The organism is Trinickia violacea, assembly GCF_005280735.1.
Classification (GTDB): domain Bacteria; phylum Pseudomonadota; class Gammaproteobacteria; order Burkholderiales; family Burkholderiaceae; genus Trinickia_A; species Trinickia_A violacea.
This window is the reverse complement of sequence record NZ_CP040078.1, coordinates 3,030,494-3,053,908: the sequence shown is the minus strand read 5'-3', so window position 1 is coordinate 3,053,908 and position 23,415 is coordinate 3,030,494. Positions and strand designations below refer to the sequence as shown.

Annotated in this window: 20 protein-coding genes; 16 read left to right on the top strand and 4 right to left on the bottom strand. The window is 61.2% G+C overall.

The features are described 5' to 3' along the window. Nucleotides 1-25: 25 nt before the first annotated feature. Together FAZ95_RS35780 and FAZ95_RS35775 are read right to left on the bottom strand one after the other, a co-directional pair. Nucleotides 26-1,144: an LLM class oxidoreductase gene (locus FAZ95_RS35780; RefSeq protein WP_254700136.1), complete on the bottom strand. Its 1,119-nt coding sequence runs from the start codon at nt 1,142-1,144 to the stop codon at nt 26-28. Between the two features lie 33 nt (nt 1,145-1,177). Beyond that, the gene (locus FAZ95_RS35775) at nt 1,178-2,293 is read right to left on the bottom strand and encodes a LysR family transcriptional regulator (protein ID WP_254700134.1); all 1,116 of its coding nucleotides are present in this window, start codon (nt 2,291-2,293) and stop codon (nt 1,178-1,180) included. A gap of 17 nt (nt 2,294-2,310) precedes the next feature. Between FAZ95_RS35775 and FAZ95_RS35770 the strand changes: the two genes are divergently transcribed. The 11 genes from FAZ95_RS35770 to FAZ95_RS35720 all read left to right on the top strand — a co-directional run bounded on the left by FAZ95_RS35770 (nt 2,311) and on the right by FAZ95_RS35720 (nt 16,045). Continuing rightward, nucleotides 2,311-3,798 (top strand): aldehyde dehydrogenase, encoded by a 1,488-nt coding sequence (locus FAZ95_RS35770; RefSeq protein WP_254700133.1) that lies wholly within the window; start codon nt 2,311-2,313, stop codon nt 3,796-3,798. A gap of 244 nt (nt 3,799-4,042) precedes the next feature. Continuing rightward, nucleotides 4,043-5,008: an ABC transporter permease gene (locus FAZ95_RS35765; protein ID WP_137337087.1), complete on the top strand. Its 966-nt coding sequence runs from the start codon at nt 4,043-4,045 to the stop codon at nt 5,006-5,008. An 88-nt stretch (nt 5,009-5,096) separates the two neighbouring features. Beyond that, entirely contained in the window at nt 5,097-6,053 is a 957-nt protein-coding gene (locus FAZ95_RS35760; RefSeq protein WP_137337086.1) for a sugar ABC transporter substrate-binding protein, read from the top strand. Nucleotides 6,054-6,061: 8 nt separating this feature from the next. After that, complete coding sequence (locus FAZ95_RS35755; RefSeq protein ID WP_254700131.1) at nt 6,062-8,251, top strand: ABC transporter permease; 2,190 nt, start codon at nt 6,062-6,064, stop codon at nt 8,249-8,251. Between the two features lies 1 nt (nt 8,252). Further along, the gene (locus FAZ95_RS35750; RefSeq protein ID WP_175425844.1) at nt 8,253-9,368 is read left to right on the top strand and encodes an SMP-30/gluconolactonase/LRE family protein; all 1,116 of its coding nucleotides are present in this window, start codon (nt 8,253-8,255) and stop codon (nt 9,366-9,368) included. Then, complete coding sequence (locus tag FAZ95_RS35745; RefSeq protein WP_137337084.1) at nt 9,352-10,851, top strand: sugar ABC transporter ATP-binding protein; 1,500 nt, start codon at nt 9,352-9,354, stop codon at nt 10,849-10,851. Before FAZ95_RS35750 ends, FAZ95_RS35745 begins: the two co-directional genes overlap by 17 nt. A gap of 40 nt (nt 10,852-10,891) precedes the next feature. Further along, a complete protein-coding gene (locus tag FAZ95_RS35740; protein WP_137337083.1) occupies nt 10,892-11,383 on the top strand; it encodes a MaoC family dehydratase in 492 nt (163 codons plus the stop codon). Nucleotides 11,384-11,430: 47 nt separating this feature from the next. Then, the gene (locus tag FAZ95_RS35735; protein ID WP_137337082.1) at nt 11,431-12,675 is read left to right on the top strand and encodes a CoA transferase; all 1,245 of its coding nucleotides are present in this window, start codon (nt 11,431-11,433) and stop codon (nt 12,673-12,675) included. 16 nt (nt 12,676-12,691) lie between these two features. After that, nucleotides 12,692-13,942: an NRAMP family divalent metal transporter gene (locus FAZ95_RS35730; protein WP_137337081.1), complete on the top strand. Its 1,251-nt coding sequence runs from the start codon at nt 12,692-12,694 to the stop codon at nt 13,940-13,942. Nucleotides 13,943-14,145: 203 nt separating this feature from the next. Further along, complete coding sequence (locus FAZ95_RS35725) at nt 14,146-15,135, top strand: zinc-dependent alcohol dehydrogenase family protein (protein WP_137337080.1); 990 nt, start codon at nt 14,146-14,148, stop codon at nt 15,133-15,135. 31 nt (nt 15,136-15,166) lie between these two features. Then, nucleotides 15,167-16,045, top strand: coding sequence for an MBL fold metallo-hydrolase (locus FAZ95_RS35720; RefSeq protein WP_137337079.1), 879 nt, complete (start codon nt 15,167-15,169; stop codon nt 16,043-16,045). Nucleotides 16,046-16,081: 36 nt separating this feature from the next. Here FAZ95_RS35720 and FAZ95_RS35715 read toward each other — a convergent pair whose 3' ends face one another. Beyond that, entirely contained in the window at nt 16,082-16,921 is an 840-nt protein-coding gene (locus tag FAZ95_RS35715; RefSeq protein ID WP_137337078.1) for an HTD2 family dehydratase, read from the bottom strand. A 171-nt stretch (nt 16,922-17,092) separates the two neighbouring features. Further along, nucleotides 17,093-18,052 (bottom strand): LysR family transcriptional regulator, encoded by a 960-nt coding sequence (locus FAZ95_RS35710; protein ID WP_137337077.1) that lies wholly within the window; start codon nt 18,050-18,052, stop codon nt 17,093-17,095. A 183-nt stretch (nt 18,053-18,235) separates the two neighbouring features. Between FAZ95_RS35710 and FAZ95_RS35705 the strand changes: the two genes are divergently transcribed. The 5 genes from FAZ95_RS35705 (at nt 18,236) to FAZ95_RS35685 (ending at nt 23,409) form a co-directional block, all read left to right on the top strand. After that, a complete protein-coding gene (locus tag FAZ95_RS35705; protein ID WP_137337076.1) occupies nt 18,236-19,480 on the top strand; it encodes a CaiB/BaiF CoA transferase family protein in 1,245 nt (414 codons plus the stop codon). Between the two features lie 91 nt (nt 19,481-19,571). After that, on the top strand, nt 19,572-20,363 hold the full coding sequence (locus tag FAZ95_RS35700) for an SDR family NAD(P)-dependent oxidoreductase (protein WP_137337075.1): 792 nt from the start codon (nt 19,572-19,574) through the stop codon (nt 20,361-20,363). A gap of 38 nt (nt 20,364-20,401) precedes the next feature. Next, nucleotides 20,402-21,388 carry a quinone oxidoreductase family protein gene (locus FAZ95_RS35695; protein WP_137337074.1) on the top strand — a complete coding sequence of 329 codons (987 nt, stop codon included), beginning with the start codon at nt 20,402-20,404 and terminating at the stop codon, nt 21,386-21,388. A gap of 35 nt (nt 21,389-21,423) precedes the next feature. Next, nucleotides 21,424-22,173, top strand: a complete 750-nt coding sequence (locus FAZ95_RS35690) for an SDR family NAD(P)-dependent oxidoreductase (protein ID WP_137337073.1) — start codon at nt 21,424-21,426, stop codon at nt 22,171-22,173. A gap of 60 nt (nt 22,174-22,233) precedes the next feature. Next, nucleotides 22,234-23,409, top strand: a complete 1,176-nt coding sequence (locus FAZ95_RS35685) for an ABC transporter substrate-binding protein (protein WP_137337072.1) — start codon at nt 22,234-22,236, stop codon at nt 23,407-23,409. Nucleotides 23,410-23,415 lie beyond the last annotated feature (6 nt).

Genomic DNA, 23,415 nt, shown 5'->3' with positions numbered 1-23,415 from the left:
TGCTTGGGAAGCGGTCAGGGCTTTCTCAGCGAAGCGTCGGCAAGACATACTCCGCCAATTCTTCCATCACGCCTCTCGCGTCGCGTTGCGATGGCTTGAGGTTGAACGCGACGTGGTTCACGCCTGCTGCCCTAAGCGTTTCCAGATACTGAATCAGCGTGTTGCGACCCATCCTGAGGCCTGCGTGGATGGGGACACCGGGGCAGTTCGGATCAGAGGCGAGATCGAAGAACATGCCCTGAGCGTATGGCTTGAACGCCTCAGTGCCGTGCACCTTCGCGACCTCGTCGCGCCACATAGAGACCAGCGGCTGCACGCGTTCTACATTGACGTAGTAGTAGAACCACCCGTCGCTGTGGCGCGCAATCCAATCGATGGCCTGCTGGCTGCGCCCGGTCACCATGAGTGGGATTCTGCGCGTGGGCTTCGGAACGAGATCCAGGTGTCCCTCGAGCGTGCCGAATCGATCGGAGGCGGCAATGGGAAACGACTCCTGTGTGAGCACGTTGAACATCTGAAATGCGTCGCGGAACCGTTCGCCGCGCGTCTCGTAGTCTGACTCGATGCCGAACGCGGGATATTCAGCTGGACGATCGCCCGAAGCGATGCCGAGTATCAGGCGTCCGCCCGATAGCTGATCGACGGTCGCAGCTTCCTTGCCGAGCAGGACGGGATGACGAAACGGTATGACAGTGCTTGCCGTGCCGAGCGCGATTCGCTGCGTTTTCGCAGCGAGAAACGAGAGGTAGGTGAACGCTTCGAAGGTCTGCCCGGTATCGCCGAAGGCAGGATCGTGCATTGGGACATCGCGCGCCCAGAGCGCCGCGAACCCGAGCTTATCCGACAGTTCCGCAAGCTCCCCATGATTGCGCATGGTCGGCGCAGCGCTATGCGGGTAACCCTCGAGCGGGAGAATGAAGCCCAGCGTCAGTTCTCCTGGTCGAAATACATCATGAAATCCACGATTGGGAGCCGCTTCCAGCTCCACCTCATTTCCAAGCACTTGTGACATCGATTTGCCGGCTCCTGTTGGCGGACGAACTGCAGCCGCTCCGTTGTTGCCCATGCGTCGATACGTAATACGTATTCGGCGCGAGATGATTGCGGTCTGTAACGTACACGCGATCAAGCCGCCGATAAACATCGATAACAATTCTTTATTGTTATCGGATTCGCTCTAATCCTTCTGTTGCCGGCGACTGCCCTTTCGCGATGCCGTTGGACGCCCGCCGATCAGTTGGCGGACGATCTGCGCAAGCCGAGCGGCAGCGGGAGACAATGTGCGCCCCCGCACGGTGATGATCGCAACTTGGCGTTGCAGAGGCGGCTCCACGATCAGCAGGGTGTCGACGCCCGGGGTCTTTTTTTCAGGGAGCACGACCTCGGGCAGGACGGCGACGCCAAGCCCGGCGTTGGACATTGCGATGAGCGTCTGTGCCTGGCTGAACTGAAATTTTTGATTGAGCGTGAGGCCGCGCGTTTTGGCTGCTTCCTCGATGACGGCACGCAAGGCAGTCGCCGGATTGAGTAGCAGCAATGGCATGCGAGACAGCTCTTCGAGTGTGATCGTCGGGCGATTGTGCGTCTTGAACCGCTCCGGAACCAAGGCGTACAGGTTTTCGGTCAGGATCGGCTCGAAGCTCAGGTCGGGCGCGTCGAGGATGGCGCCGATGCCGAAGTCCACCTCGTCTTTTCGCACGCTTTCCATCAGCGCCGTCGTCGTCAGCTCGCGAACGAAGATCTCGACGCCCGGATAGTCTTTCTCGAACTCCGCGAGGATATTGGCGAGGCGCGTCGACGCGATGGTGGTGGAGCACGACAGGAAGATCCGGCCGCGTCGAACGTCAACGGCCTCCTGAATCTTGCGAAGGCCAAGCGAAACTTCGTTGACGGCACGCCGCGCGCAATCGAGCAGTTGCTCGCCTTCCTCGGTCAGCTTGACCAAGCGCGTGGTGCGATGAAACAGCGTGATGCCGAGTTGCGCTTCAAGCTGCTTGATCTGCGTAGTAATAGCGGAATGCGAACGATGCAAGGCGTCGGCCGCTTGCCGGAAGCTTTTCGTCTCGGCGACCAGCATGAAGGTATGGAGGAGCTTCAGGTTAACCCGCAGCGGGGGCGCGGCAAGCTCTTGTTGACGAGACATGGAACGAGCACTCCTTTGAAAAATTGAATAATTGTTCTCATCTTTTAATTTGTCAAACCAACGGAGTGCCTCTAGTCTTTCGAGACCGCAGTGGACGCTGATCCACGGGTCGCACACCCCGCCGTCAGCCCTCCTTGCTTTCCTCTTCACTTAGACGACGCAACGAAATGACTTCACTCGAGAAATATCGGATGTATATCGGCGGCCAGTGGGTGGACGCGGTTGGTGGCGAAACGATCCAAACCGTGAACCCATACAGCGGCGAGGCATGGGCCACGATTCCGCGCGGGCGTGCAGCGGATGCTGAGCTTGCGGTGCAAGCGGCCCATGCGGCGTTCACGACCGGGGCCTGGCCGAAGCTCACGGCATCGGCGCGCGGAGCCCTCATGCGAAAGTTGGGAGATCTCATCGCGGAGCACGCTGAGCGGCTCGCGCGAATCGAAGTCGCCGACAATGGCAAGCTGATCAACGAAATGCTTGGGCAGGTCAGGTACCTGCCACAGTACTTCTACTATTTCGGCGGGCTGGCGGACAAGATCGAAGGCGCTGTCATTCCGATCGACAAAGCCGAGACCTTCAACTTCACACGGCACGAGCCTCTCGGCGTGTGCGTCGCCATCACGGCCTGGAACTCGCCATTGCTGCTGGCGGCCAACAAGCTTGCGCCTGGGCTCGCCGCGGGCAATACGTTCGTTCTCAAGCCATCGGAATACACGTCCGCATCGGCGCTCGAGTTTGCGAAGCTGGTTGAGCAGGCCGGTTTCCCGCCGGGCGTGATCAATGTGGTGACAGGCTTGGGTCAGGAAGTCGGCGAACCGCTCGTCACGCACGCACTCGTGAAGAAGATCGCCTTCACGGGCAGCGAGTTTGGCGGCCAGCGCATCTACGAAAGCGCGGCCCGCGACTTCAAGCGCGTCACGCTGGAACTGGGGGGCAAGTCCGCGAACATCGTGTTCGACGACGCCAATCTCGACAATGCGGTCAAGGGAGCGATCGGCGGCATCTACGCTGCGTCGGGCCAAACCTGTGTCGCGGGATCGCGCTTGCTCGTCCAACGCACGATTTACGATCAGTTCGTGCAGCGCGTGGTCGATTTCGCCAAGACCGCGAAGCTCGGCGACCCGATGGATACTGGCACGCAGGTTGGGCCCGTGACGACGCCGCCGCAATTCAAGAAAATCCTCGAGTACATCGAGATCGCCAAGGGCGAAGGCGGCGAGTGCCTGCTGGGCGGACGACAGGCGAGCGGGCCGAATCTCGGCGCAGGTCAGTTCGTCGAGCCGACCATCTTCGGGAACGTGAACAATCAGATGCGCATAGCACGAGAGGAAGTGTTCGGGCCGGTGCTCGCGTGCATTCCTTTCGACGATGAAGAGGATGCCGTACGTATCGCCAACGATAGCAACTATGCCTTGGCCGCTGGCGTCTGGACGGAGAACCTGCGTCGCGGAATCGTCATGTCGCAACGTCTTGAGGCGGGCATGGTGTGGGTCAACATGTATCGCGCGGTTAGCTACATGTCGCCCTTCGGTGGTCACAAGCGCTCGGGCGTGGGGCACGAGAACGGGATTGACGCCGTGCGCGAGTACCTTCAGACCAAGAGCGTGTGGATCAGCACCGGCACGGAGACGCCCGACCCGTTCGTGCTTCGGTAGCGGATCTCTGCTCGTTCGGAAAGCGTGGCTGCGGCCACGCTTTTTTTTCGTCTCGACGGGATAGTTCAAGAAACCAGAATGATTAGTTCAGTTATTTCATTTTATTTATCTATTTGGCAGGGCTACTCTAGCTGCAAATAGAAGTCGAGGAGTTCGGTGAATGCACAACAGCGTGAGCATCCGGGCGTCCGTTGATTCGTAAAACGTAGGTGCACTCGCTGCGCCTTCTAGGAGACAAAACAGCATGACCTTCAAGCTTGAGCAAGAGCGCATTGTGCTCGTTCTGGCGCTCCTCCTGTTCGCGGCATTCAGCCTCACCGTGAACAACTTTCTCTCTCCCGACAACCTCCTCAAGCTGATCCGAGATGTTTCGGTACTGGGCATCCTTGCGCTGGGGATGGCGGTTGTCGTGGTCGGCCGCGGGGTCGATCTGTCGATGATTTCGATCATGGCGATTTCGGTCGCGTGGTCGTTCAACCTCGTGTCGTCCGGTTGGGCCACTCTCGGTGCAGTCGGAGCTGGTTTTCTCGTCGCCGTAACCATGTCGCTTCTCACGGGATTTCTTGTGGCCTACATCGAGATTCCATCGTTGTTTGCCACTTTGGCGATGGGTACGTTCATTTACGGCATCGGGCACTCTCAGCTGGTATCGGCGGATGCCGTCTATATGCCGGCCAATTTCGCGCTGGCCCAGGCAGGGAACGGGCGCGTCGCGGGTATCCCAATGCCCGTTGTCTTGTTTGGGTTGGCATGTGCCTTGATTGCGCTGGTGCTCAGGTTCACGAAGATGGGGCGTTTCTTTTATGCGCTCGGCGACAACTTGTTGGCAGCGCGCATTACGGGCATTCCCGTTCGGCCGATGCTGCTTCTTCAGTACGTCATGTCCGGGGCCATGGCATTCGTCGCGGGCATCGTCGCGGCGACCTCAGTATCGAGCATGAATACGCGCATCGTGAATTCCACGCTGATCTACGACGTCATTCTCGTCGTCGTGCTCGGGGGCGTCGGCTTGAGCGGAGGCAAGGGGGGCGTTCGGAACGTGATCGTCGGGACGCTCCTGATCGGCATCCTGCTCAACGGGATGACCATTCTCGATGTTCCCTACACGATCCAGAACATCATCAAGAGCCTGATTTTGCTTGCCGCCATCATTGCCGACGGCATCTTGAATCCGCGGGACGAGCAGACCGCGCAGCAGGGTGACATTTAAAGAAACGCTCAAACGGAAGTTCACTAAGGAGACGGAAGTGAGGAAATTATTTGCAGCATGCTTCGCAGCACTAATTGGATTTCACGCGATGTCCGCGTGGGCATTGAACGGCTACGACGATCCTCAGCGCGCAGGCTACTATGACGCGCTCAAGGGAAAGCGTGTCGTGTTCATCCCGCTGGGGATGGGACTCGATCTGACCCAAGCCTGGGCAGCAGAGATGAAAAAGCAAGCTGACTTGCTCGGCTACAAATTCGAAGTGCGCGATCCGAATTGGTCGACAGAAGCCGGTGCGCAAGCATTGACCCAGGCCATCACCGAGAAGCCGGACATCCTGATTGTTCAGAATCCGGATATTCAGGTGTATTCGAATCTCCTCAAAAGGGCGCAAGCGGCGGGGATCTACGTTGTTCAGATCAATTTGAAGTCGGTCACGCAGACCGAGGCCTTCGTCGGTCCGGATTGGGTGGAAATCGGGAAAACGCTGGCCAATCTGGCCGTCGATAAGTGCAGCCCCGCACACGGTGGAAACGGAAAGATTGCGATCACGCAGTTGACGTTGACCGCAGCCTCCAACGTTTACCAAAACAAGGGGATCCAGGACGTGCTGGCGCAGCATCCCGAGATGAAGGTCGTCTCGGAACAGTCCGCGGACACGGATGCGAGCAAAGCACGCGCTATCACGGCTACGGTGTTGCAGCAGAACCCGGACGTCTGCGCTGTCATCGGTGGATGGGACGGGCAGGATATCGGTTCCGCGGCGGCCGTGAAACAGGCGGGTAAGACGGGCAAGGTCGCCGTCATTACGTCGGGTGGCGGCGAGCGCAGCATGTGCGACAAGGTCACGGATGGCACGTTCTCGTCGTACATCAGCTATAACGCGGCAGGCCAAGGCCGGGACCTCAACGACATGATTCGCTATCTGTTGCAGGTCAAGCCCGCGCCCGGAAAGACGAAGGGCCAACTCTTCAGCGGTCTGACCGTCATTACCAAAGCCAACGTGGACAGCAGCCCTGCTTGTTACGCGCTTAAGGATATCCGCTGAGGTTCTTTATGGAAACAGCACGTCAGATGGGCGAGCTCGGCACGCCTGTCGCCCGGCCGCTGCAAGACGGGGGCGATCGTTATAAGGGAGCGGATCTGCTCGCGAAGCTCCGCTACCGATGGGTTCCAGACCATATCTTCGGGGAGATTCTCTCGAAGAAGTGGATCGACAATGCCGCGCCCTTTGCCTTTCTTCTCCTCACGGTGCTGGTGTTCTCGCACCTGCTGCCCGGCTTCTTCGATCCAAGCAGCCTCTCGGCGACGTCGCGTGAACTCGGTGAATTCACCCTCGTCGTCATGGGCATGATGATCGTGATCGCCGGGGGCGGTATCGATCTGAGCGTCGGGTCGAACTTCGCGCTCGCCAATCTGGTCACGTTGGCCGGGCTCGACTTGCTGAACTGGTCGTTGCCGCTGACCTTCGCTGCGACCGTCCTTACCTGTGCCATGGTGGGGGCGGTCAACGGCGTATTGGTCGGCTTTCTCAGGTTACGTGCGTTTTTGACGACGCTTGTGACGCTGATTATCGTCCGTGCCGCCGTGGACATGGCGTTATTGAAGTATTCCGTCGCAATCTCCTCCGGTACATTCGACTCGCCCGTGTGGGACTACGTCGGCGGCGGGTCGGTGGGTGGTTTGCCGTTCAGCTTCATCGTGGCCGTCGTCGTTGCCGTTGTCGTCCATATCTTCCTCTCGCGGACGAGGCCGGGCTGGCGCATCCTCGCGGTCGGCGGTTCGCGCCGCTCCGCGCACAACGTGGGTCTGTCCGTTCGTTCGATGGTGTGCTCGACGTACGTGATATCTGGCGTCATGACGGGCGTCGCCGGGTTCCTGTATGCCGCACGTCTCGGCAGCCTCAACACGGACGCGGGCGTCGGCCTCGAAGTCTCGGCACTCACCGCGGCGATTCTCGGCGGCAACAGCCTGGGAGGCGGCCGCAGCTCGACGGCAAAGGCGCTGATGGGCGCCGTGACGGTCATGATCGTCACCACCGGCGTGATGCGTCTCGGCCTCGTGAGCGGATCGGGGCAGGCCGTCATGGGTGTCATTCTGGCGGTCGCAGTTGCGATCGACGTTCGATGGATGAAGAACCGCGACAAGGTGCTCGGCAAGTTCTATGTTTCGCCGACTTTCGTGAAGCTCCCGGCATGCCCTGACACGACGGCTGATGGGACGACGAACTATGCGCTCAATACGCGTCTTCGTGCGGCAGAGGCGATAGGGCTCGGCGAGGTCGAGGGCCCCGAGGACGTGATCTTCGATGCGGATGACAACCTCTATACCGGGACCCGGCACGGCGACATCGTGCGGTTCCTGGCGCCTGACTATCGGCGCTCGGAGGTCTTCTGCCATATCGGTGGGCACCCGCTAGGCATGGCCTTCACCAAGGACGGCGATCTCGTCAGTTGTGTGGGTGGCATGGGCGTGTATGCGGTGAACAAGCAGGGTGTCGTACGCAAGCTCACCGACGAGACCAATCGTTCGTGGTTTTCGATTATCGACGACTCGCGCTTTCGCCTGGCCGACGACGTGGATATCGCGCCCGACGGGAAGCTCTATTTCTCGGAGGCGACGATCCGATACGACATGGCCGGCTGGATCACCGATGCGCTCGAGGGCCGTGGCAACGGGCGGCTCATTTGCTACGACCCGGCCACGAACAAGACGAAGACGCTCATTGGCAAGCTGGTATTCCCGAACGGGGTTTGCCTATCCCACGATGGTCAATCGATCCTCTTTGCAGAGAGTTGGATGTGCCGGATCAACCGTTACTGGATATCCGGCCCGAAGGCGGGCCAACTCGAAACGCTGATCTCCGACTTGCCGGGCTATCCCGACAACATCAACCGCGCCTCGGACGGCACCTACTGGCTCGCGCTCATGGGCATGCGTGGGCCGGCGCTCGAGGTTGCAATGAAGATGCCCGCCTTCAGGAAGCGCATGACGCGCAGGCTGCCGGGAGACGAATGGATCGTGCCGAACATCAACACAGGGTGCATCGTCAAGTTCAACGACCGCGGTGAGATCGTGGATTCGCTGTGGGATTTCGGCGGACAAAACCACCCGATGATCACGTCGATGCGCGAGAACAAGGGCTATTTATATATTGGCGGCATCACGAACAATCGTGTCGGCAGATTCAAGCTCGATGACGCAGACCCGAACTGGACCGCGCACGCGAGCTACTGGGGAGCCTGAGATGTCCAATCCATTCATGAATCTCGCCGACCGCTTTTTCGGGCGAGGTCAATACGCCGTAACCATTCCCGCCATGGATGGCCCGCTGCTTCCGAACTCCTTGCTCGATGCCGCGCATCTCGTCGAGCAAATCGCGGAGCCGGACAACCTCGCCGTCCTCGGAGACCGCACGTATTTCACTTCTGGCCGGTGCGTGTATCGCTTGAATAACGGTTCGCAGAAAGCGGAGCGGGTCGAGGAGTTTCCCGCAGAGATCACGGCATTGGCGGCGCGTTCCGATGGCCGTTTCGCGGCTTGTCTCTCGAACGGCAGTGTCGCCGTGTGGGAAGAAGGTAGGAAGCCGCAAACGATCCATGATCTGTCGAAGCGTCGCCTGACGTGCCTTACGTCAGTCGCTCACGGCAACGGCGATGAAATCTACGTGACGAACGGCTCGCTGTCGAACGGGCCCAAGGGGTGGGCGAAGGACCTCCTGGAGAAAAATGCGAGCGGCTCCGTGTGGCGGCTCGATGCCGGGAACGGCAGCTGCACGGAACTGGCAAAGGGCCTGGGGTTTCCCGCTGGTGTGATGGCCGATGGCGGGCAGCTCGTCGTGTCGGAAGCGTGGCGGCATCAGCTGCTGTCCATCGACCTTGCTGCGACGCAACGGCCGCGCGCGATCCTTGCCGATCTGCCTGCCTATCCCTCGCGGATCGTAAAGGCGACGGACGGGTACTGGCTTTGCCTCTTCGCGCCGCGCAGTCAGCTCATCGAGTTCGTCCTGCGCGAGGAAGCCTATCGCCGCCGCATGATGGAAGAGGTGGCGCCGCAGTTCTGGATCGCGCCGGCGCTACGTAGCGGCGATTCGTTTCTGGAACCGCTGCAAGGCGGCGGCGTGAAGCGCATGGGCATTCTCAAGCCTTGGGCGCCGACGCGCTCCTATGGTCTCGTGGTGAAGCTCGATCGCACATTCCAGGTGCTCGAGAGCTTCCACAGCCGCGCCGACGGCGTCCGTCACGGCATCACCAGCGTGGTCGAAATAAATGGCAGCGCAATCGTTACGTCAAAAGGGGGGAATGCGATTCTCGCTTTCGACGCTCCACGCACCCGGGAGAACCGCAATGCAGCCCGTCATTGAAATGATTGGGGTCACCAAGGAGTACCGCAAGGTGCCCGCGGTGAAGAATGTCAGCCTTCAGTTGCGCAAGGGTGAAATTCACGCCTTGCTCGGCGAGAACGGCGCCGGCAAGTCCACGATGACGAAGATGATGGCGGGCGTCGTCGAGCCCACGTCGGGCGAGGTGCGGCTGGAAGGTAAAGCGGTCAAGTTCCATTCACCGCACGAAGCGCTGAAGGCCGGCGTGGCGATGGTGTTCCAGGAGACCAGCCTGGTGCCTTCGCTGACCGTTGCACAGAACCTCTATCTCGGCAACGAGAAGATGTTCAACCGTCTTCGCGGGCTCTACATCGCCGCGCAGCAATTCCTGCAGGGCCTGAATTTTCCGGTCGATCCGACCTTGAATGTGAGCCAGCTGGGCGCGGCGCAAAAGCAGATGGTCGAGATCGCTCGCGCGGTCCACCACCAGGCCAAGGTCATCATCTTCGATGAGCCGACTGCCACGTTGACGCCCGAGGAGAAAGGACACTTCTTTGCGCTGATCGCAAGGCTGAAACGAGAGGGCACCACCATCGTGTTCATCACGCACGCGCTGGAGGAGGCTCTGGCGATCTCCGACCGCGTGACGATTCTTCGCGACGGCGAGCTCGTCGTGACCGATGACGCCTCGAAGTTCGATCGCGAGAGCATCGTCAAGGCGATGGTGGGCCGGACGCTGTCGAACGAGCTCTACGGCAAGCCGGGGGGCGGGCGGGCCATCCGTTCCCGCGGCCAGAAGATCCTGAGCGTGCAGAACCTGTCGATGGGAAAGCTGGTTCGCAATACGTCTTTCTCTGTGTTTTCAGGGCAGGTGACAGGCGTATTCGGGCTGATCGGCTCAGGCCGGACGGAGATGATGCGAGTCGTATCTGGAGTCGTCAAACGCGACCATTTTCATGGCGGCCAAGTCATCTTCGACGGCAAGCACACGCGTTACCGGATTCCGCGCCCCGCCGTGCGCGATGGCATTGTTTATGTCACGGAAGACCGCAAGCTGGATGGTTTTTTCGAAACGAAGTCCATCGCCGAGAACATCTACATGGGGCAACTCGCCGGCAACGCCCATCGCTCGATGACGGTCAGCCCCGGCGAAATGAAGGCGCTTGCCGACGATTGGACGAAGGCGATCAACATCCGGGCCATCAACGGCAATGCCAAGGTTGTCGAACTCTCCGGCGGCAATCAGCAGAAGGTGGTGATTGCCAAGTCGCTGTGCCAGCGGCCGAAGCTCGTGATCTTCGACGAACCCACGCGAGGTGTGGACGTCGGGGCCATCGCCGAGATTCATCAATTGATCAACAAGCTCGCGGATGACGGGCTCGCGGTCGTCGTCATTTCGTCCTACCTCCCCGAGGTGATGAACTTATCGGACCGCATCCTGGTGGCTCGACAGGGACGCATCGTCGAGGAGTTCAACAGTCACGACGCGACTGAGGAGAAGATCATGTACGCCGCCGTGCACTGATCGATGGTGTGTTGGCCAATTTCAATCACTGAGGCAAAGCATGGCAACTTTCGAGGTAGAGGCGCGGCAGCCGAAAATCGGGCGCTTTCTGGACGACTTTGTTGTCGGAGATGTCTACCATCATTGGCCGGGCAGAACGATCACGGAGGCCGACAACATCAACTTCAGTCTGATGACGATGAACCGGCATCCGCTGCATTGCGATGCAGCGTTTGCCGCGAAGTCCGAGTTCGGCAAACCACTGGTGAACAGCGGGCTCACACTCGCCATCGTACTCGGCATGTCGGTCGATGACGTGAGCTTCAATGCGATCGCCAATCTCGGCTGGAAGCAGGTCGAGCTGCTCGCGCCGGTTTTTCCAGGCGATACGGTGTACGCATGCTCGAAGGTGAAGGGGGTGCGTGAGAGCAAGTCGCGTCCTGGGCAAGGGATCGTTACCGTCGTGACCGAGGCCTTCACTCAGAACGGCACCATCTTCATGCGATTCGAACGTAGCTGCTTGGTGCCGCGCGAGACCAAGCCATCCTGCTGAGCCCGAACGAGCCGTTTCGATGAAGCTGTAACCCGAGGTTCAAGAATATGACGTATGGTCTATTAGAAGGACTGCGAATCATTGAAAGCTCCGCGTTTATCGCGGCACCGTTGGCCGGACTGACACTTGCCGAATTTGGCGCGGACGTCATACGCGTCGACATGATCGGGGGTGGAATCGATTATGGACGCGTGCCGCTTGCGCCTAGCCGCCGGAGCCTGTACTGGACGGGGCTGAACAAGGGAAAGCGCTCGATCGCGATCGACTTGCGGCGGCCCGAAGGGCGGGAGCTGGTGCAGGCGCTGGCGACGGCACCTGATGAAGATGGAGGTGTCTTGCTGACCAACATTGCGACATCATGGTTAGCACACGATCTGCTGGCGAGCCGACGCCGCGACATGATCACCTGTCTTATCCAGGGCAACGGCGACGGCTCGTCTGCGGTCGACTATACGGTCAACTGCGCCACGGGTTATCCCGCGATGACGGGCGGGGGATCGGTGAATGCGCCGGTCAATCACGTATTGCCGGCGTGGGATGTCGCCTGCGCGTATCAGGCGGCGTTCAGCGTGCTGGCGGCAGCGGGCGCGCGCCGCCGCACGGGCGATGGCGCGGAGCTGCGCCTTGCGCTCTCGGATGTCGCTTTCTCGGTGCTCGCGCACCTCGGCGCCACGGCGGAAGCCGAGGTGCTCGGTCAGGAGCGCCCTTCAGTCGGCAATCATATCTACGGCGCCTTCGGCCTGGATTTCGGTACGGCAGATGGCAAGCGCATCATGGTCGCAGCGATCAGCTTTGGGCAATGGAAAGCGCTCGTCGCGGCCTGCGGCATGGAGCGTGATGTCGAACGGATCGAACGCGCGCATGGGCTCGACTTGCGCAACGAGGTGGATCGCTACGAGGCGCGCGAGGAGATCGCGGCCATCGTGCGCGCCTGGTGCGAACGTCGTCCGCTTGCCGAGATCGATGCGGTGTTCGAACGCTTCGGCGTTTGCGCGGGCCAATACCGGACGGTACGCGAGCTCGTGGAATCGGATCCGCGCGTGAGCGTGAAGAACCCGGTTTTCGAGCGTATCGACACCCCCGGCGTCGGGAAGCATCTCGCCGCCGGCACGCCGCTGAGAATCTCGGGCGTGGCGAGAACGCCTGTCCGCCCAGCCCCTTTGCTGGGACAGGATACGGACGAGATCCTCGCGAACGTGCTGCGGCTCGACTCCCCCGCAATCGGCAAACTGCACGACGAGGGGATCGTGGCAGGTGCGGACAAGGACCCGACCGTGACGCATCGCAATTGACGGACGCTGCGAATCAATGAGCCAAGTCCCGCAGGCAGCCACGCTGTGGACCCCGTTCCGATGGATCGCGGTATGGGGCCCAGGGCTACTCGTGATGCTCGCCGATGCCGATGCGGGCAACGTCGTGACTGCCGCGCAGGCCGGTGCGCAGTGGGGTTACCGGCTGCTGCCGCTGTTGCTGGTGCTGATCGTGCCGCTCTACCTCATTCAGGAACTGACGGTACGCCTCGGCATCTACACGAGGCGGGGGCATGGCGAACTGGTCCGCGAGCATTTCGGCCGAGGTTGGGCGTGGCTGTCGGCCGCCGGACTCGGCGTCGCGGCCGCCGGCTCGCTCGTCACGGAGTTCACTGCGGTCGCGGGCATCGGCGACATGGCCGGGCTGCCGCGCTCGCTGACGCTGTCAGCCGCCGCGCTCGCGCTTCTCGCGGTCGTCGCGACCGGATCGTATCGCCGGATCGAGCGGACCGCGCTCGTGATCGGGCTCTTCGAGCTCGCGTTCTTCGTCGTGGCGTGGACGACGCATCCCGACTGGCGCACGGTTGCGTTCGATGCGGTCAACCTGCCGTTCTCGAATCGCGCCTTCCTGTACTTGGCGGCTGCGCTGATCGGCGCGGTGTTCAACCCATGGATGGTGTTCTATCAACAGGCGGCCGTGGCGAGCAAGCGCCTGAGCCCTGAGGACTGCAAGGCCGCGCGCGTCGACACAGCGGCCGGCGCGGTGCTCACGCAATGGTTGACCGCGGCGGTGTTGATCGCCGCGGCGGCGACGCTCGGCAGCAAGGGTGCGCAGGGCTCGCTCGCAAGCGTCGGCGACATCAGCCAGGCGCTCGCGCCCGTGCTCGGCACGGCGGTCGCGCGCATCGTGTTCGGCGCGGGCGTGCTGGGGGCCGCGATGGTCGCGGCGATCGTCGCGTCGCTCGCTCTCGCGTGGGGCGTTGGCGAGGTCGCCGGCTACCGGCATTCGCTCGAACTCCGTCCGCAGCAGGCGCCGTGGTTCTACGGAGTGTACGGGTTGGTGGTCGCAGGTAGCGCGGCGCTCGTTTGGGCCGTGCGCGATCTCGTGTGGCTGAACATCGGCGCGCAGGTCGTCAATGCTCTGTTACTGCCGCTCGTTCTTGGCCTCTTGATTGCGCTCGCCTCCCGCGCGCTGCCGGATGAGGCCCGGCTTAAGGGCGCGTACAAATGGGTGCTGGCCGCCGCGACATGCGCGGTCTGTGCGCTCGGCTGGGTCGGCGCGATAGCAGGGTGGATCCGGGGCGCGTAAAAGCGCTCGGCGCTTCAGCCGCGCGTTGCGATGCTTTCCTCTGCTTAAACGCGCGCGATGAAATTGTTATTGACGCAATAACAAACAATTATTCGATGCCCGGTTTATCCGCATGGTTTCGCAACCTAAAGTGACTGACAAGATCGACGCAGCGTAATCGTGAGATTCGCTGTCGAGGAAACCGTTATAGGAGAGCTGAACTTATGTCGAAGGTTGTTCGTTTCCATCGTGTCGGCGGACCGGAGGTCCTGCAATTCGACGATATCGATGTCCCTGCGCCGCAATCCAATGAAATTCAGATCAAGGTGAAGGCGATTGGCATCAACCGTGCGGAAATCATGTATCGCACCGGCCAGTACGTTATCGAACCGCAGTTTCCTGCAAAGCTGGGCTATGAGGCCGCAGGCGACGTGCTTTCGATGGGCTCCGGTGTGAGCGGCTTTTCGACTGGCGACCGGGTAAGCGTAATTCCTGCGTTCTCATTTGCCGAATACGGCATGTACGGCGAAGTGGTGAACGTGCCGGCCCATGCGGTCGTGAAAGTCCCTGACAGCGTGACGTACGAAGAGGCGGCCGCGACGTGGATGATGTTCACCACCGCATATGGCGCGCTGATCAATATGGGTGGGCTGGCAGAAGGGGACGCCGTTCTCCTCGGCGCGGCGACGAGCAGTATTGGCCTGGCCGCCATCCAGATTGCCAACATGGTGAAGGCCATTCCCATCGCGCTCACCAACAGCGTTGCAAAAATGGACTCGTTGCGAGCCGCGGGCGCGTCCCACGTGTTCCTGGCGGACGCGCCGGATCTCGTCGAGCGTGTGATGGAGATCACGGGCGGCAAGGGCGCGCGCATCGCATTCGATCCGGTTGGCGGGCCCAACGCGCGCAACCTGATGCAGGCGCTGTCCTACGAGGGCATTTTTTACCAATACGGTGCGCTCGATTCTCGCGACCTCGCTGTGCCGGTCATGGATATTCTGTCCAAGCACTTTACGGTGCGCGGGTACGAACTGTTCGAAATCACGAAGGACAGCCGCAAGATCGAGGATGCGAAGACCTTCATTACGCACGGTTTGGCGACGAAGGCGCTGAGGCCTGCGATCGATCGCGTCTTCAGTTTCGATCAGATCGTCGACGCGCATCGCTACATGGAAGCGGGCAGTCAGGTCGGCAAGATCATTGTGAAGCTCTGATGTCGGAAACCTACCAATAGGAACAACGCAGATGATTTCTCCCCCCACTTACCAGGCCCCCGGTCTCAACCGCCGGAAAATCGGCGACATGACCGTCACGATGATCAGTGACGGCTATCTCGATGTCTCGTTCGACCTGCTTAACGGAATCGATGGCGCTTCCGCGGAAGCGATTCTGCGCAAACGAGGCGTGCCGGATATTCCGCGCATGAACGTCAACGTGTACGTCGTGCAAGACAAGACACGCACCATCTTGATCGATGGGGGCGCCGGCGGCATCAACGGTTGGGGTGGACGATTGCAGGTTGCACTGGCCGCCGCAGGGATCGACCCGCTCCAGATCGACACGATCTTGCTGACGCATGCGCACCCCGACCACGTCGGCGGCCTTGCTGGTCCGCTGGCCACGCCGCTTTTCCGCAATGTTCAGCAACTGCTGGTTCATCAGGCCGAGCTGGATTTCTGGCGCGACGAAACGATCCGGTCCAGTGCTTCCGACGGCTTCCGTCCGTTCTTCGATGTCGCTCGAAACGCGTTCAACGCTTATGAGCAGCAACTGGTGCCGTTTACTTCGGAGGATGTGCTGAGCGGGATTCAGGCCGTCCCGTTGCCCGGACATACAGCCGGACATACGGGCTATCTCATCTCGGACGGCGGGCAGTCGCTATTGGTATGGGGTGACGTCGTTCACTTTCCGCATGTCCAGATCGAGCGGCCTGAAGTGACCATCGCCTTCGACAGTGCGCCCGACGAGGCGGCCAAGGTTCGGCGCAAATTGCTGGATCGCGTAAGTCAGGAGGATCTGCTGGTGAGCGGCATGCATTTCAACATGCCGGCTTGCGCTCGCATCGAACGTCGCGGCGATTCGTATGCGCTCGCCTACGAGGCTTGGTCGCCTGCTCTGGTCTGACGCCACGGACAGCGGCTCAGCCGCTGTCCTGCAGCATCAGAAACCGGCTTCGGCACGCATTGCAATGTGCTCGTTCGGCAAGCCGGTCCATAGCGAAAAGCCATCGGCTTTGCGGACCGCGTTCAAGCTTAGCGCGTTGCCGAGGAGGGCCGGCTGCACGCCGCGGTAGTCGAACGACTTCAGCGGTGTGCCGGCGAGACGCTGTGCGTATCCGGCGAGCAGCGTGGCGTTAAGCGGGCCGTGTATGACGAGGTTGGGATAACCCTCGACCGAACGGCAGTAGTCCTGGTCGTAGTGAATCCGGTGTCCGTTGAACGTGAGCGCGGAGTACCGGAAGAGCGTCGTGCTGCTTGCAAGGAATGTCTCGCGTAGATCGGGCTTGACGGTTGTCGCTTCCTGTTTCGCCGGTGCGCCGCTGGACGCCTCCTTGTAGACGATGTCATGTTCCTCCGAGATCGCCAGCTCGCTTCCGAGCGATACGTCGTGCCGCACAGTGACGAAGACCAAGTCGCCCGAGCGCCCTTGCTTGTGCTCGACGGACTGGATGGTGGACCGCTTGCGCACTTCTGCACCGAGTGGAAGATCCTTCAGGAATTTCACGCGGCCGCCCGCCCACATTCGATTGGGAAGTGGAACGGGAGGGAGGAAGCCGCCGCGCTGCGGGTGACCGTCGTGCCCCAGCTCACGCTCCGGCAAGCCGGAAAGAAAGTAGATCCAATGCCAGAGGGGCGGCAGCGGCGCCCCTTTCTCGATCGGCGTCGTGTCGTATCCGATCGTCGCCGCCATCAATCGCGCGTGCCGGACGGACAGCTCGTCGCTGTCGTCGACCGATTTGCCGATCCATTCACGGAGCTTTGAAATGTCTACGTCGCTCATGCTCTAACGTCCTCGTCAATTCGAACCTTTAGTTGACCCTTTTGGCTCGGTTTCAGATCGATCTTCTGGTCAATGTAACGAAGAATGAGTGACGAGACAATTCAACATATCGCGCCAATTGTGCAGTTTCAAAGCACAGTTGGCGGGCCGCAGGCTGCGATGCACCCTGCCTCAGATGTCGAGGCGCCCGCCGCGAGACGGGACTTGGCGCCGTTCGTCGGCGTTCGGTATCAGCTGCCTCAGCAACTCCACGAGGCGCAAGGAGGCCGGCGAGAGCTTCTGGCCGCGCAGCGTGATCACGGACACTTGACGAGTCAGCGTCGGGCTCGTGATGCGCAAGGCGTAGGTGGAAGGATGAATCGTCACAGGCAGCACGACCTTGGGGAGCATCGCGGCGCCCAGGCCCGCCGAGGCCATCGAAATCAATGTCTGAGCCTGAGCGAACTCGTAGCGAGTCGAGAACGAGAGGTTGCGCTCGCGCATGGCGGCGTCGACCATGCCGCGCAGCGCCGTCGCCGAATTCAGCATCAAGAGCGGCATGTTCGTGAGCGCTGCGAGCGGTATGGTGGATTTGGTGGTGGAGATGAATCGTTTCGGCACCAACGCATAGAGAGGATCGTCGAGCACAGGATCGAACTCGAACTCGACGGTATCGATCGCCGGGCCGATGCCGAAGTCCACCTCGCGCTTGCGCACGCTTTCGAACAGGGCACTGGAAGTGAGTTCGCGCACCGAGACCTCGATTCCGGGGTAGTCCTTCTCGAATGCCGCGAGCACCCTCGCAAGGCGCGTCTCGGCGATGGTGGGCGAGCAGGAAAGCGCAACGCGCCCGCGTTTGACGTCGGCCGATTCCTGAATCCTGCGCAGCCCGGACTCGACTTCGAGCAGGGCACGTTGCGCACATTCGAGAAGCTGCTCGCCTTCCTCGGTCAGACGAACGTTGCGTGTGGTCCGGTGAAAAAGCGCGACGCCCAGCTGTTCCTCGAGCTGACGGATTTGAGCGCTGACCGCGGATGGCGAGCGATAGGCCTTCTCGGCTGCGATTCGGAAACTGCTTTGCTTGCCCACGAGCAAGAATGTTTGCAGCAAACGGAGATTGAGCGCACTCAGAGATTTCGGAAGTTGTTTCATGGTCGGACTGGCTTGAATGAAAGGGGAAACCCGCACGGCGTTCGTGCAGGGGAGCTTGGAATTACTGTATCGCGAAACTGCACAATCGACACGACAAACGCGATTATCAGTTCACTCGAACGGACTTACAGTACTCCCAACAGGATCTGCTCATTCAACTCACAGAACTTGGGGACGACCTTAATGAATACTCCGTTGCGGCAGGCGACGCCGCCTCTTGCCGACCATGAGATCCCGAAAACGAGCGCGCTCGAAGGATTGCGGGTGCTCGATATCGCGACCTTCGTTGCCGCGCCTTTTTGCGGAACGATCCTTGCCGATTTCGGCGCGGAAGTGATCAAGGTCGAGCAGCCGGGCGGTGGCGATTCGCTACGCCAGTTCGGTACGGCGACCGAGTGCGGCGACAGTCTTGTGTGGCTCAGTGAGGCTCGCAACAAAAAGGCGATCACGCTCGATCTGCGTAAGCCCGAGGGCGTCGCCCTGTTCAGGCAGCTCGTCGAGAAATCGGATGTCGTGCTCGAAAACTTTCGCCCCGGCACGCTCGAGAAATGGGGAATCGGTTTCGAGGCGCTGCGCGAGATCAATCCCGGGCTCGTGATGCTGCGCATCAGCGCCTATGGCCAAACTGGCCCGAAGCGCGGCGAACCCGGCTTTGCGCGAATCGCTCACGCATTTGCAGGTTTGTCGTGGCTCGCCGGAGAAGCGGACGGCCCTCCCGTAGTGCCGGGCTCGACTTCAATGGCGGACTACGTCTCGGGAATGTGGGGAGCCATCGGCGTGCTGACGGCATTGCGCGCCCGCGAGAAGACAGGCAAAGGGCAGTTCATCGATCTCGGCCTCTACGAATCCGTATTCCGCCTGCTGGATGAAATCGCGCCCGCCTACGCGAAATTCGGCACGGTGCGCGAGCGGATGGGAGCCGATACGGTCAACGTCGTCCCACACAGCCACTATCGGACGCGCACGGGCGAATGGGTGGCACTCGCATGCACGAACGACAAGATGTTTCTGCGGCTGGCGGACGTCATGGGCTCCCCCGAGCTCGCGCGCGAGTTTCAGACGAGCGCCATCCGGGTCGCGAATCGCCAATACATCAATACGGTCGTTTCGACGTGGATGGGCAAGCATTCGCTGACGGAGGTTCTCGAGAAGACTCGCGCCGGCGAGGTGCCCTGCGCACAGATCTATTCCATCAAGGAGATCTTCGAAGACGAGCAATACAAGGCGCGTGGAAATCTCCTGCATGTCCACGACCTCCGAGCGGGGGATCTCGTGGTGCCTGCGCCATTGCCGCGGCTTTCGGAGACTCCGCCCACGTTCCGCCATGCAGGCCGTGCGCTGGGAGCGGACAACGAATCGGTCTATGGCGGCTTGCTAGGACTTTCCTCGGAAGAGGTGCGAGCGGCGTCGGCACGGGGAGTCATTTGATCTCCGGCGCGCCCGCAGCGATTGCGGACATCGAGCGTGTTGCTGTTGCCGCTACACGGCAAAGAAATCACACCAGTATCAGGAAGACACCATGAATACAGCTACGACGTTCAACCGCGTATTGCCCATGTTTCGGCTCGACGGTAGGACTGCTTTGATCACGGGCGCTGGCGCGGGAATCGGCGCCGCCATCGCCGCCGCTCTGGCCGAAGCCGGCGCGGAGGTGGTACTCGTTTCTCTCGTTCAGAAAGAGTTGGAAACGGTGGCTGCGCATATCGCCGAAACGGGCGGCCGCGCGATTGTGCGCGAATGCGACGTGACCGACTCGACGGCCGTACGTGCACTCATTCGAGAACTGCCCCGGCTCGACATCGTTGTCAACAACGCGGGCACGAACATTCCCGAGCCGTTCGTCGAAGTGACGGACGAGCATCTGGATTTCATGTGCAATCTCAACGTTCGCGCCGCGTTTGTCGTGTCGCAGGCAGCGGTCAGGAAGATGCTCGAAGATCCCGAACGGCTCGCGACGGGAGGTGCGGTGATCAACGTGTCGTCGCAAATGGGACACATCGGTTCGCCTAACCGCACGGTCTACTGCATGAACAAGCACGCGATCGAAGGCCTCACCAAAGCGATGGCGGTCGAACTTGCTGACAAGGGCGTCCGCGTGAACAGCATCGGCCCGACGTTCGTCGATACGCCGCTCGTGCGCAAGATCGTCGACACGAAAGAGAAGTTTGATTTTCTCGTCTCGAAGATACCGATGGGCCACATGGCGAAGGTCGAAGACATCGCCGCCGCCGCGGTCTATCTGGCGTCTCCGGCTGCGGCGATGGTGACCGGCACGTGTGTTCTTGTGGACGGCGGCTGGACCGCGCAGTAGATCGAGCGATTTCTGAAACGGTTACGAGGTTGGTACAAATGAGCGAGAGCTTCAAACGAGTTGTCGTCGTAGAGACGGGCGGCCCCGAGGTGATGCGTCTGGTCGATGAGCCGGTACGTCATGCCGGGAACAACGAGGTGAGGGTGCGGCACGAGGCCATCGGCGTCGACTTTATCGATACGCAGATCCGCGGCGGTTTGCTGCCTGCCGCGTTGCCGACTGGGGTCGGCTTTGCAGCCGTGGGCGTCGCTGAGGAAGTCGGCGAGGGCGTGCACCACGTGGCGCGCGGCGACCGCGTCGCCTACCTGTACTTTGTGGCGGGCAGCTACGCGGAGGAGCGCGTCGTGCCGGCAGAGCGCGTCATCCGGCTGCCGGACCCCTCGATGCCCGCAGATATCGCGGCCGGCGCGCTGTTTCGCGGCTTGACCGCGTGGTACCTGGCGACGCGTCTGCGCACGATTGGCAGGGGCGATTCCGCACTGGTCCATGCGGCAGCGGGCGGTGTCGGCCTGATTCTCATCCAGTGGCTCGCGCATCTCGGCGTGAAAGTCATCGGCACCGCCGGTACACCGGAGAAAGTCGCGCTGCTGCGCGAATTCGGTTGTCCGCATCCCGTGCTGATGCCGGATGAAGACTTCGTGCAGGTCGTCAAGGACGCCACCGGTGGGCAAGGGGTGTCGGTTGTCTACGAGAGCATCGGCGTGGAGACGTTCGAACGGTCGCTTCAATGCGCGAAGCGGTTCGGACTCGTCGCGTCTTACGGCTGGCCGTCGGGGGATCCAGGTTCCGTGTCCTTGATGTCGTTGCGCAATCGGGGCTCGCTGTTCGTGACGCGTCCGACCGTCAGTCAGTACACGGCGGACGCGAGTGACTTCCAGGCGGGCGTCAAGGCTTTGTTCGACCTTATCGGGGAAGGCAAGCTGAAGATCAAGGTCGGGAATGCCTACCCGCTGCGTGATGCGGCGCAAGCGCACGCTGATCTCTCGGCGGGCAAAACACATGGCTCGGTCGTTTTGATTCCGTGAGCGACACGAGCCACATCGATCCATAGGAGGAGTTCATGCTGCTAAGAGACAAAGTCGCAATCGTAACCGGCGCTGCGTCGTTGCGCGGGATCGGCTGGGCAACGGCGAAGCGGTTTGCGCAGGAAGGCGCGCGTGTTGCGCTGCTTGATCTGGATGGCGCCACCGCAAGCCACGCTGCAAAGGAAATCGGGGAAGCGCACCGCGGATACGCGTGTGACGTGCGCGATGCCGAGCGGTGCAAGGCGGTCGTCGAGGAAGTGATCGCTGCATTCGGGCACGTCGACATCCTCATCAACAACGCCGGGGTCAGTCAGGCGAAACGGCTCATGGACAGCACAGAGGACGACTACAACCTCGTTTTCGATGTCAGCCTGCGCGGCGCCTTCAATATGTCGCGCGCGGTCGTTCCACACTTCCGATCGCGCAAGAGCGGCAACATCGCCTGCATGGGCTCGGTCGCAGCGCAGCGCGGCGGCGGCGTGCTGGGCGGCCCGCATTACGCAGCCGCAAAAGGCGGCGTGCAGACGCTCGCGAAAGCGATGGCACGCGAGCTCGGGCCGGACGGGATTCGCGTCAATGCGGTTGCGCCCGGACTGATCGACACCGAACTGCTGCAGGGAAAGATCACGGACGACGGCAAGCAGGCCGTCGCCAACAGCACGCCGATGGGGAGACTCGGTTCGCCGCTCGACATCGCGAATGCGTTTCTCTTTTTAGCGAGCGACTTGTCGAGCTACGTCACGGGCGTCGTCCTGGACGTCAACGGCGGCCTGCATATTCACTAAAGAAAAATCGGGGCGCCTGGCACGCCCTTGCACACACACTCCGTATCGGAGGAGACGAAGATGGACACCAAGCTGAAGATGCGCTTGATCGCGATGGCTCTCGGCGTCGCGATGACGTTTTCCGCACAGGCTGCCGAGCCGATCAAGATCGGCCTGTCGGGGCCGTTTACCGGCGGATCCAGTCCGATGGGCATATCGATGCGCGATGCGGTTCGCCTTGCTGTCGATGAGATCAACCGTGGCGGCGGCGTGCTCGGCCGTCAGCTTCAACTCGTCGAGCGCGATGATGAAGCGAAGAACGAGCGCGGCGCCCAGGTGGCCCAGGAGCTGATCTACAAAGAGCACGTCGTGGCGAGCGTCGGGATCATCAATACCGGCGTCATGCTGGCGAGCGCGCGCTTTTACGAAGAAGCCAAAATCCCGGTCATCACGCCCGGTCCGACGGGGACCGAAGTGACCAAGATGTTCGGCCCTCCCCAGTACGCGGACAACTACATATTCCGCGTCTCGCTTCCCGACAACATCCAAGCCGACATGATTGCCGAAGAGGCGGTGCGACGGCGCGGATACAAGAAGGTGGCGATTCTCGCGGACTCGACGAACTACGGGCAGCTCGGGCGCGCGGAGCTGATCTCGGCGCTCGATAAGCGAGGGGTGAAACCCGTCGCCACTGAGAAGTTCAACGTCGGCGACGTCGACATGACACCGCAACTGCTGCGTGCGAAGGATGCGGGAGCCCAGGTCATTCTCACCTATGCGGTGGGCCCCGAGCTCGCACAGATCGCCAACGGCATGACGAAGCTCGGATGGAAGGTCCCGATGATCGGCAGCCATACGTTGTCGATGCCGAACTTCATCGATACCGCCGGCGCCAATGCGGAAGGGGCGATTTTCCCGCAGACGTTCGTCGCTTCCTCGGCGAACCAGAAGGGAAAGGATTTCGTCCAGAACTACGAGAAGACCTACAAGGTCGAGCGCATCGCGGCGTTGGGATGGGCGGCGCCCGCCTATGACACCGTGTACCTGCTTGCCGCGGCGATCAAGCAAGCGGGCTCGACGGACGGCCCCAAGGTGAAGGACGCGCTCGAAAACCTCAACGTCAAAGTCGACGGCGTGTTGATGACTTACGACAAGCCGTTCTCAAAGAGCAATCACGAACTCTTCAAGAACGCGTCTCAGGCGTTCATGGCGACCATCGCAAATCGCGAGGTGGTCAAGGTCGGCGAGAGCAAGTGAGACCCG

Excerpts from the sequence above, each read along its gene's own strand:
- FAZ95_RS35780 (WP_254700136.1), bottom strand. The coding sequence starts at position 1,144 with ATGTTTATCGGCGGCTTGATCGCGTGTACGTTACAGACCGCAATCATC.
- FAZ95_RS35770 (WP_254700133.1), top strand. The coding sequence starts at position 2,311 with ATGACTTCACTCGAGAAATATCGGATGTATATCGGCGGCCAGTGGGTG.
- FAZ95_RS35765 (WP_137337087.1), top strand. The coding sequence starts at position 4,043 with ATGACCTTCAAGCTTGAGCAAGAGCGCATTGTGCTCGTTCTGGCGCTC.
- FAZ95_RS35760 (WP_137337086.1), top strand. The coding sequence starts at position 5,097 with ATGTCCGCGTGGGCATTGAACGGCTACGACGATCCTCAGCGCGCAGGC.
- FAZ95_RS35755 (WP_254700131.1), top strand. The coding sequence starts at position 6,062 with ATGGAAACAGCACGTCAGATGGGCGAGCTCGGCACGCCTGTCGCCCGG.
- FAZ95_RS35750 (WP_175425844.1), top strand. The coding sequence starts at position 8,253 with ATGTCCAATCCATTCATGAATCTCGCCGACCGCTTTTTCGGGCGAGGT.
- FAZ95_RS35745 (WP_137337084.1), top strand. The coding sequence starts at position 9,352 with ATGCAGCCCGTCATTGAAATGATTGGGGTCACCAAGGAGTACCGCAAG.
- FAZ95_RS35740 (WP_137337083.1), top strand. The coding sequence starts at position 10,892 with ATGGCAACTTTCGAGGTAGAGGCGCGGCAGCCGAAAATCGGGCGCTTT.
- FAZ95_RS35735 (WP_137337082.1), top strand. The coding sequence starts at position 11,431 with ATGACGTATGGTCTATTAGAAGGACTGCGAATCATTGAAAGCTCCGCG.
- FAZ95_RS35730 (WP_137337081.1), top strand. The coding sequence starts at position 12,692 with ATGAGCCAAGTCCCGCAGGCAGCCACGCTGTGGACCCCGTTCCGATGG.
- FAZ95_RS35725 (WP_137337080.1), top strand. The coding sequence starts at position 14,146 with ATGTCGAAGGTTGTTCGTTTCCATCGTGTCGGCGGACCGGAGGTCCTG.
- FAZ95_RS35720 (WP_137337079.1), top strand. The coding sequence starts at position 15,167 with ATGATTTCTCCCCCCACTTACCAGGCCCCCGGTCTCAACCGCCGGAAA.
- FAZ95_RS35715 (WP_137337078.1), bottom strand. The coding sequence starts at position 16,921 with ATGAGCGACGTAGACATTTCAAAGCTCCGTGAATGGATCGGCAAATCG.
- FAZ95_RS35710 (WP_137337077.1), bottom strand. The coding sequence starts at position 18,052 with ATGAAACAACTTCCGAAATCTCTGAGTGCGCTCAATCTCCGTTTGCTG.
- FAZ95_RS35705 (WP_137337076.1), top strand. The coding sequence starts at position 18,236 with ATGAATACTCCGTTGCGGCAGGCGACGCCGCCTCTTGCCGACCATGAG.
- FAZ95_RS35700 (WP_137337075.1), top strand. The coding sequence starts at position 19,572 with ATGAATACAGCTACGACGTTCAACCGCGTATTGCCCATGTTTCGGCTC.
- FAZ95_RS35695 (WP_137337074.1), top strand. The coding sequence starts at position 20,402 with ATGAGCGAGAGCTTCAAACGAGTTGTCGTCGTAGAGACGGGCGGCCCC.
- FAZ95_RS35690 (WP_137337073.1), top strand. The coding sequence starts at position 21,424 with ATGCTGCTAAGAGACAAAGTCGCAATCGTAACCGGCGCTGCGTCGTTG.
- FAZ95_RS35685 (WP_137337072.1), top strand. The coding sequence starts at position 22,234 with ATGGACACCAAGCTGAAGATGCGCTTGATCGCGATGGCTCTCGGCGTC.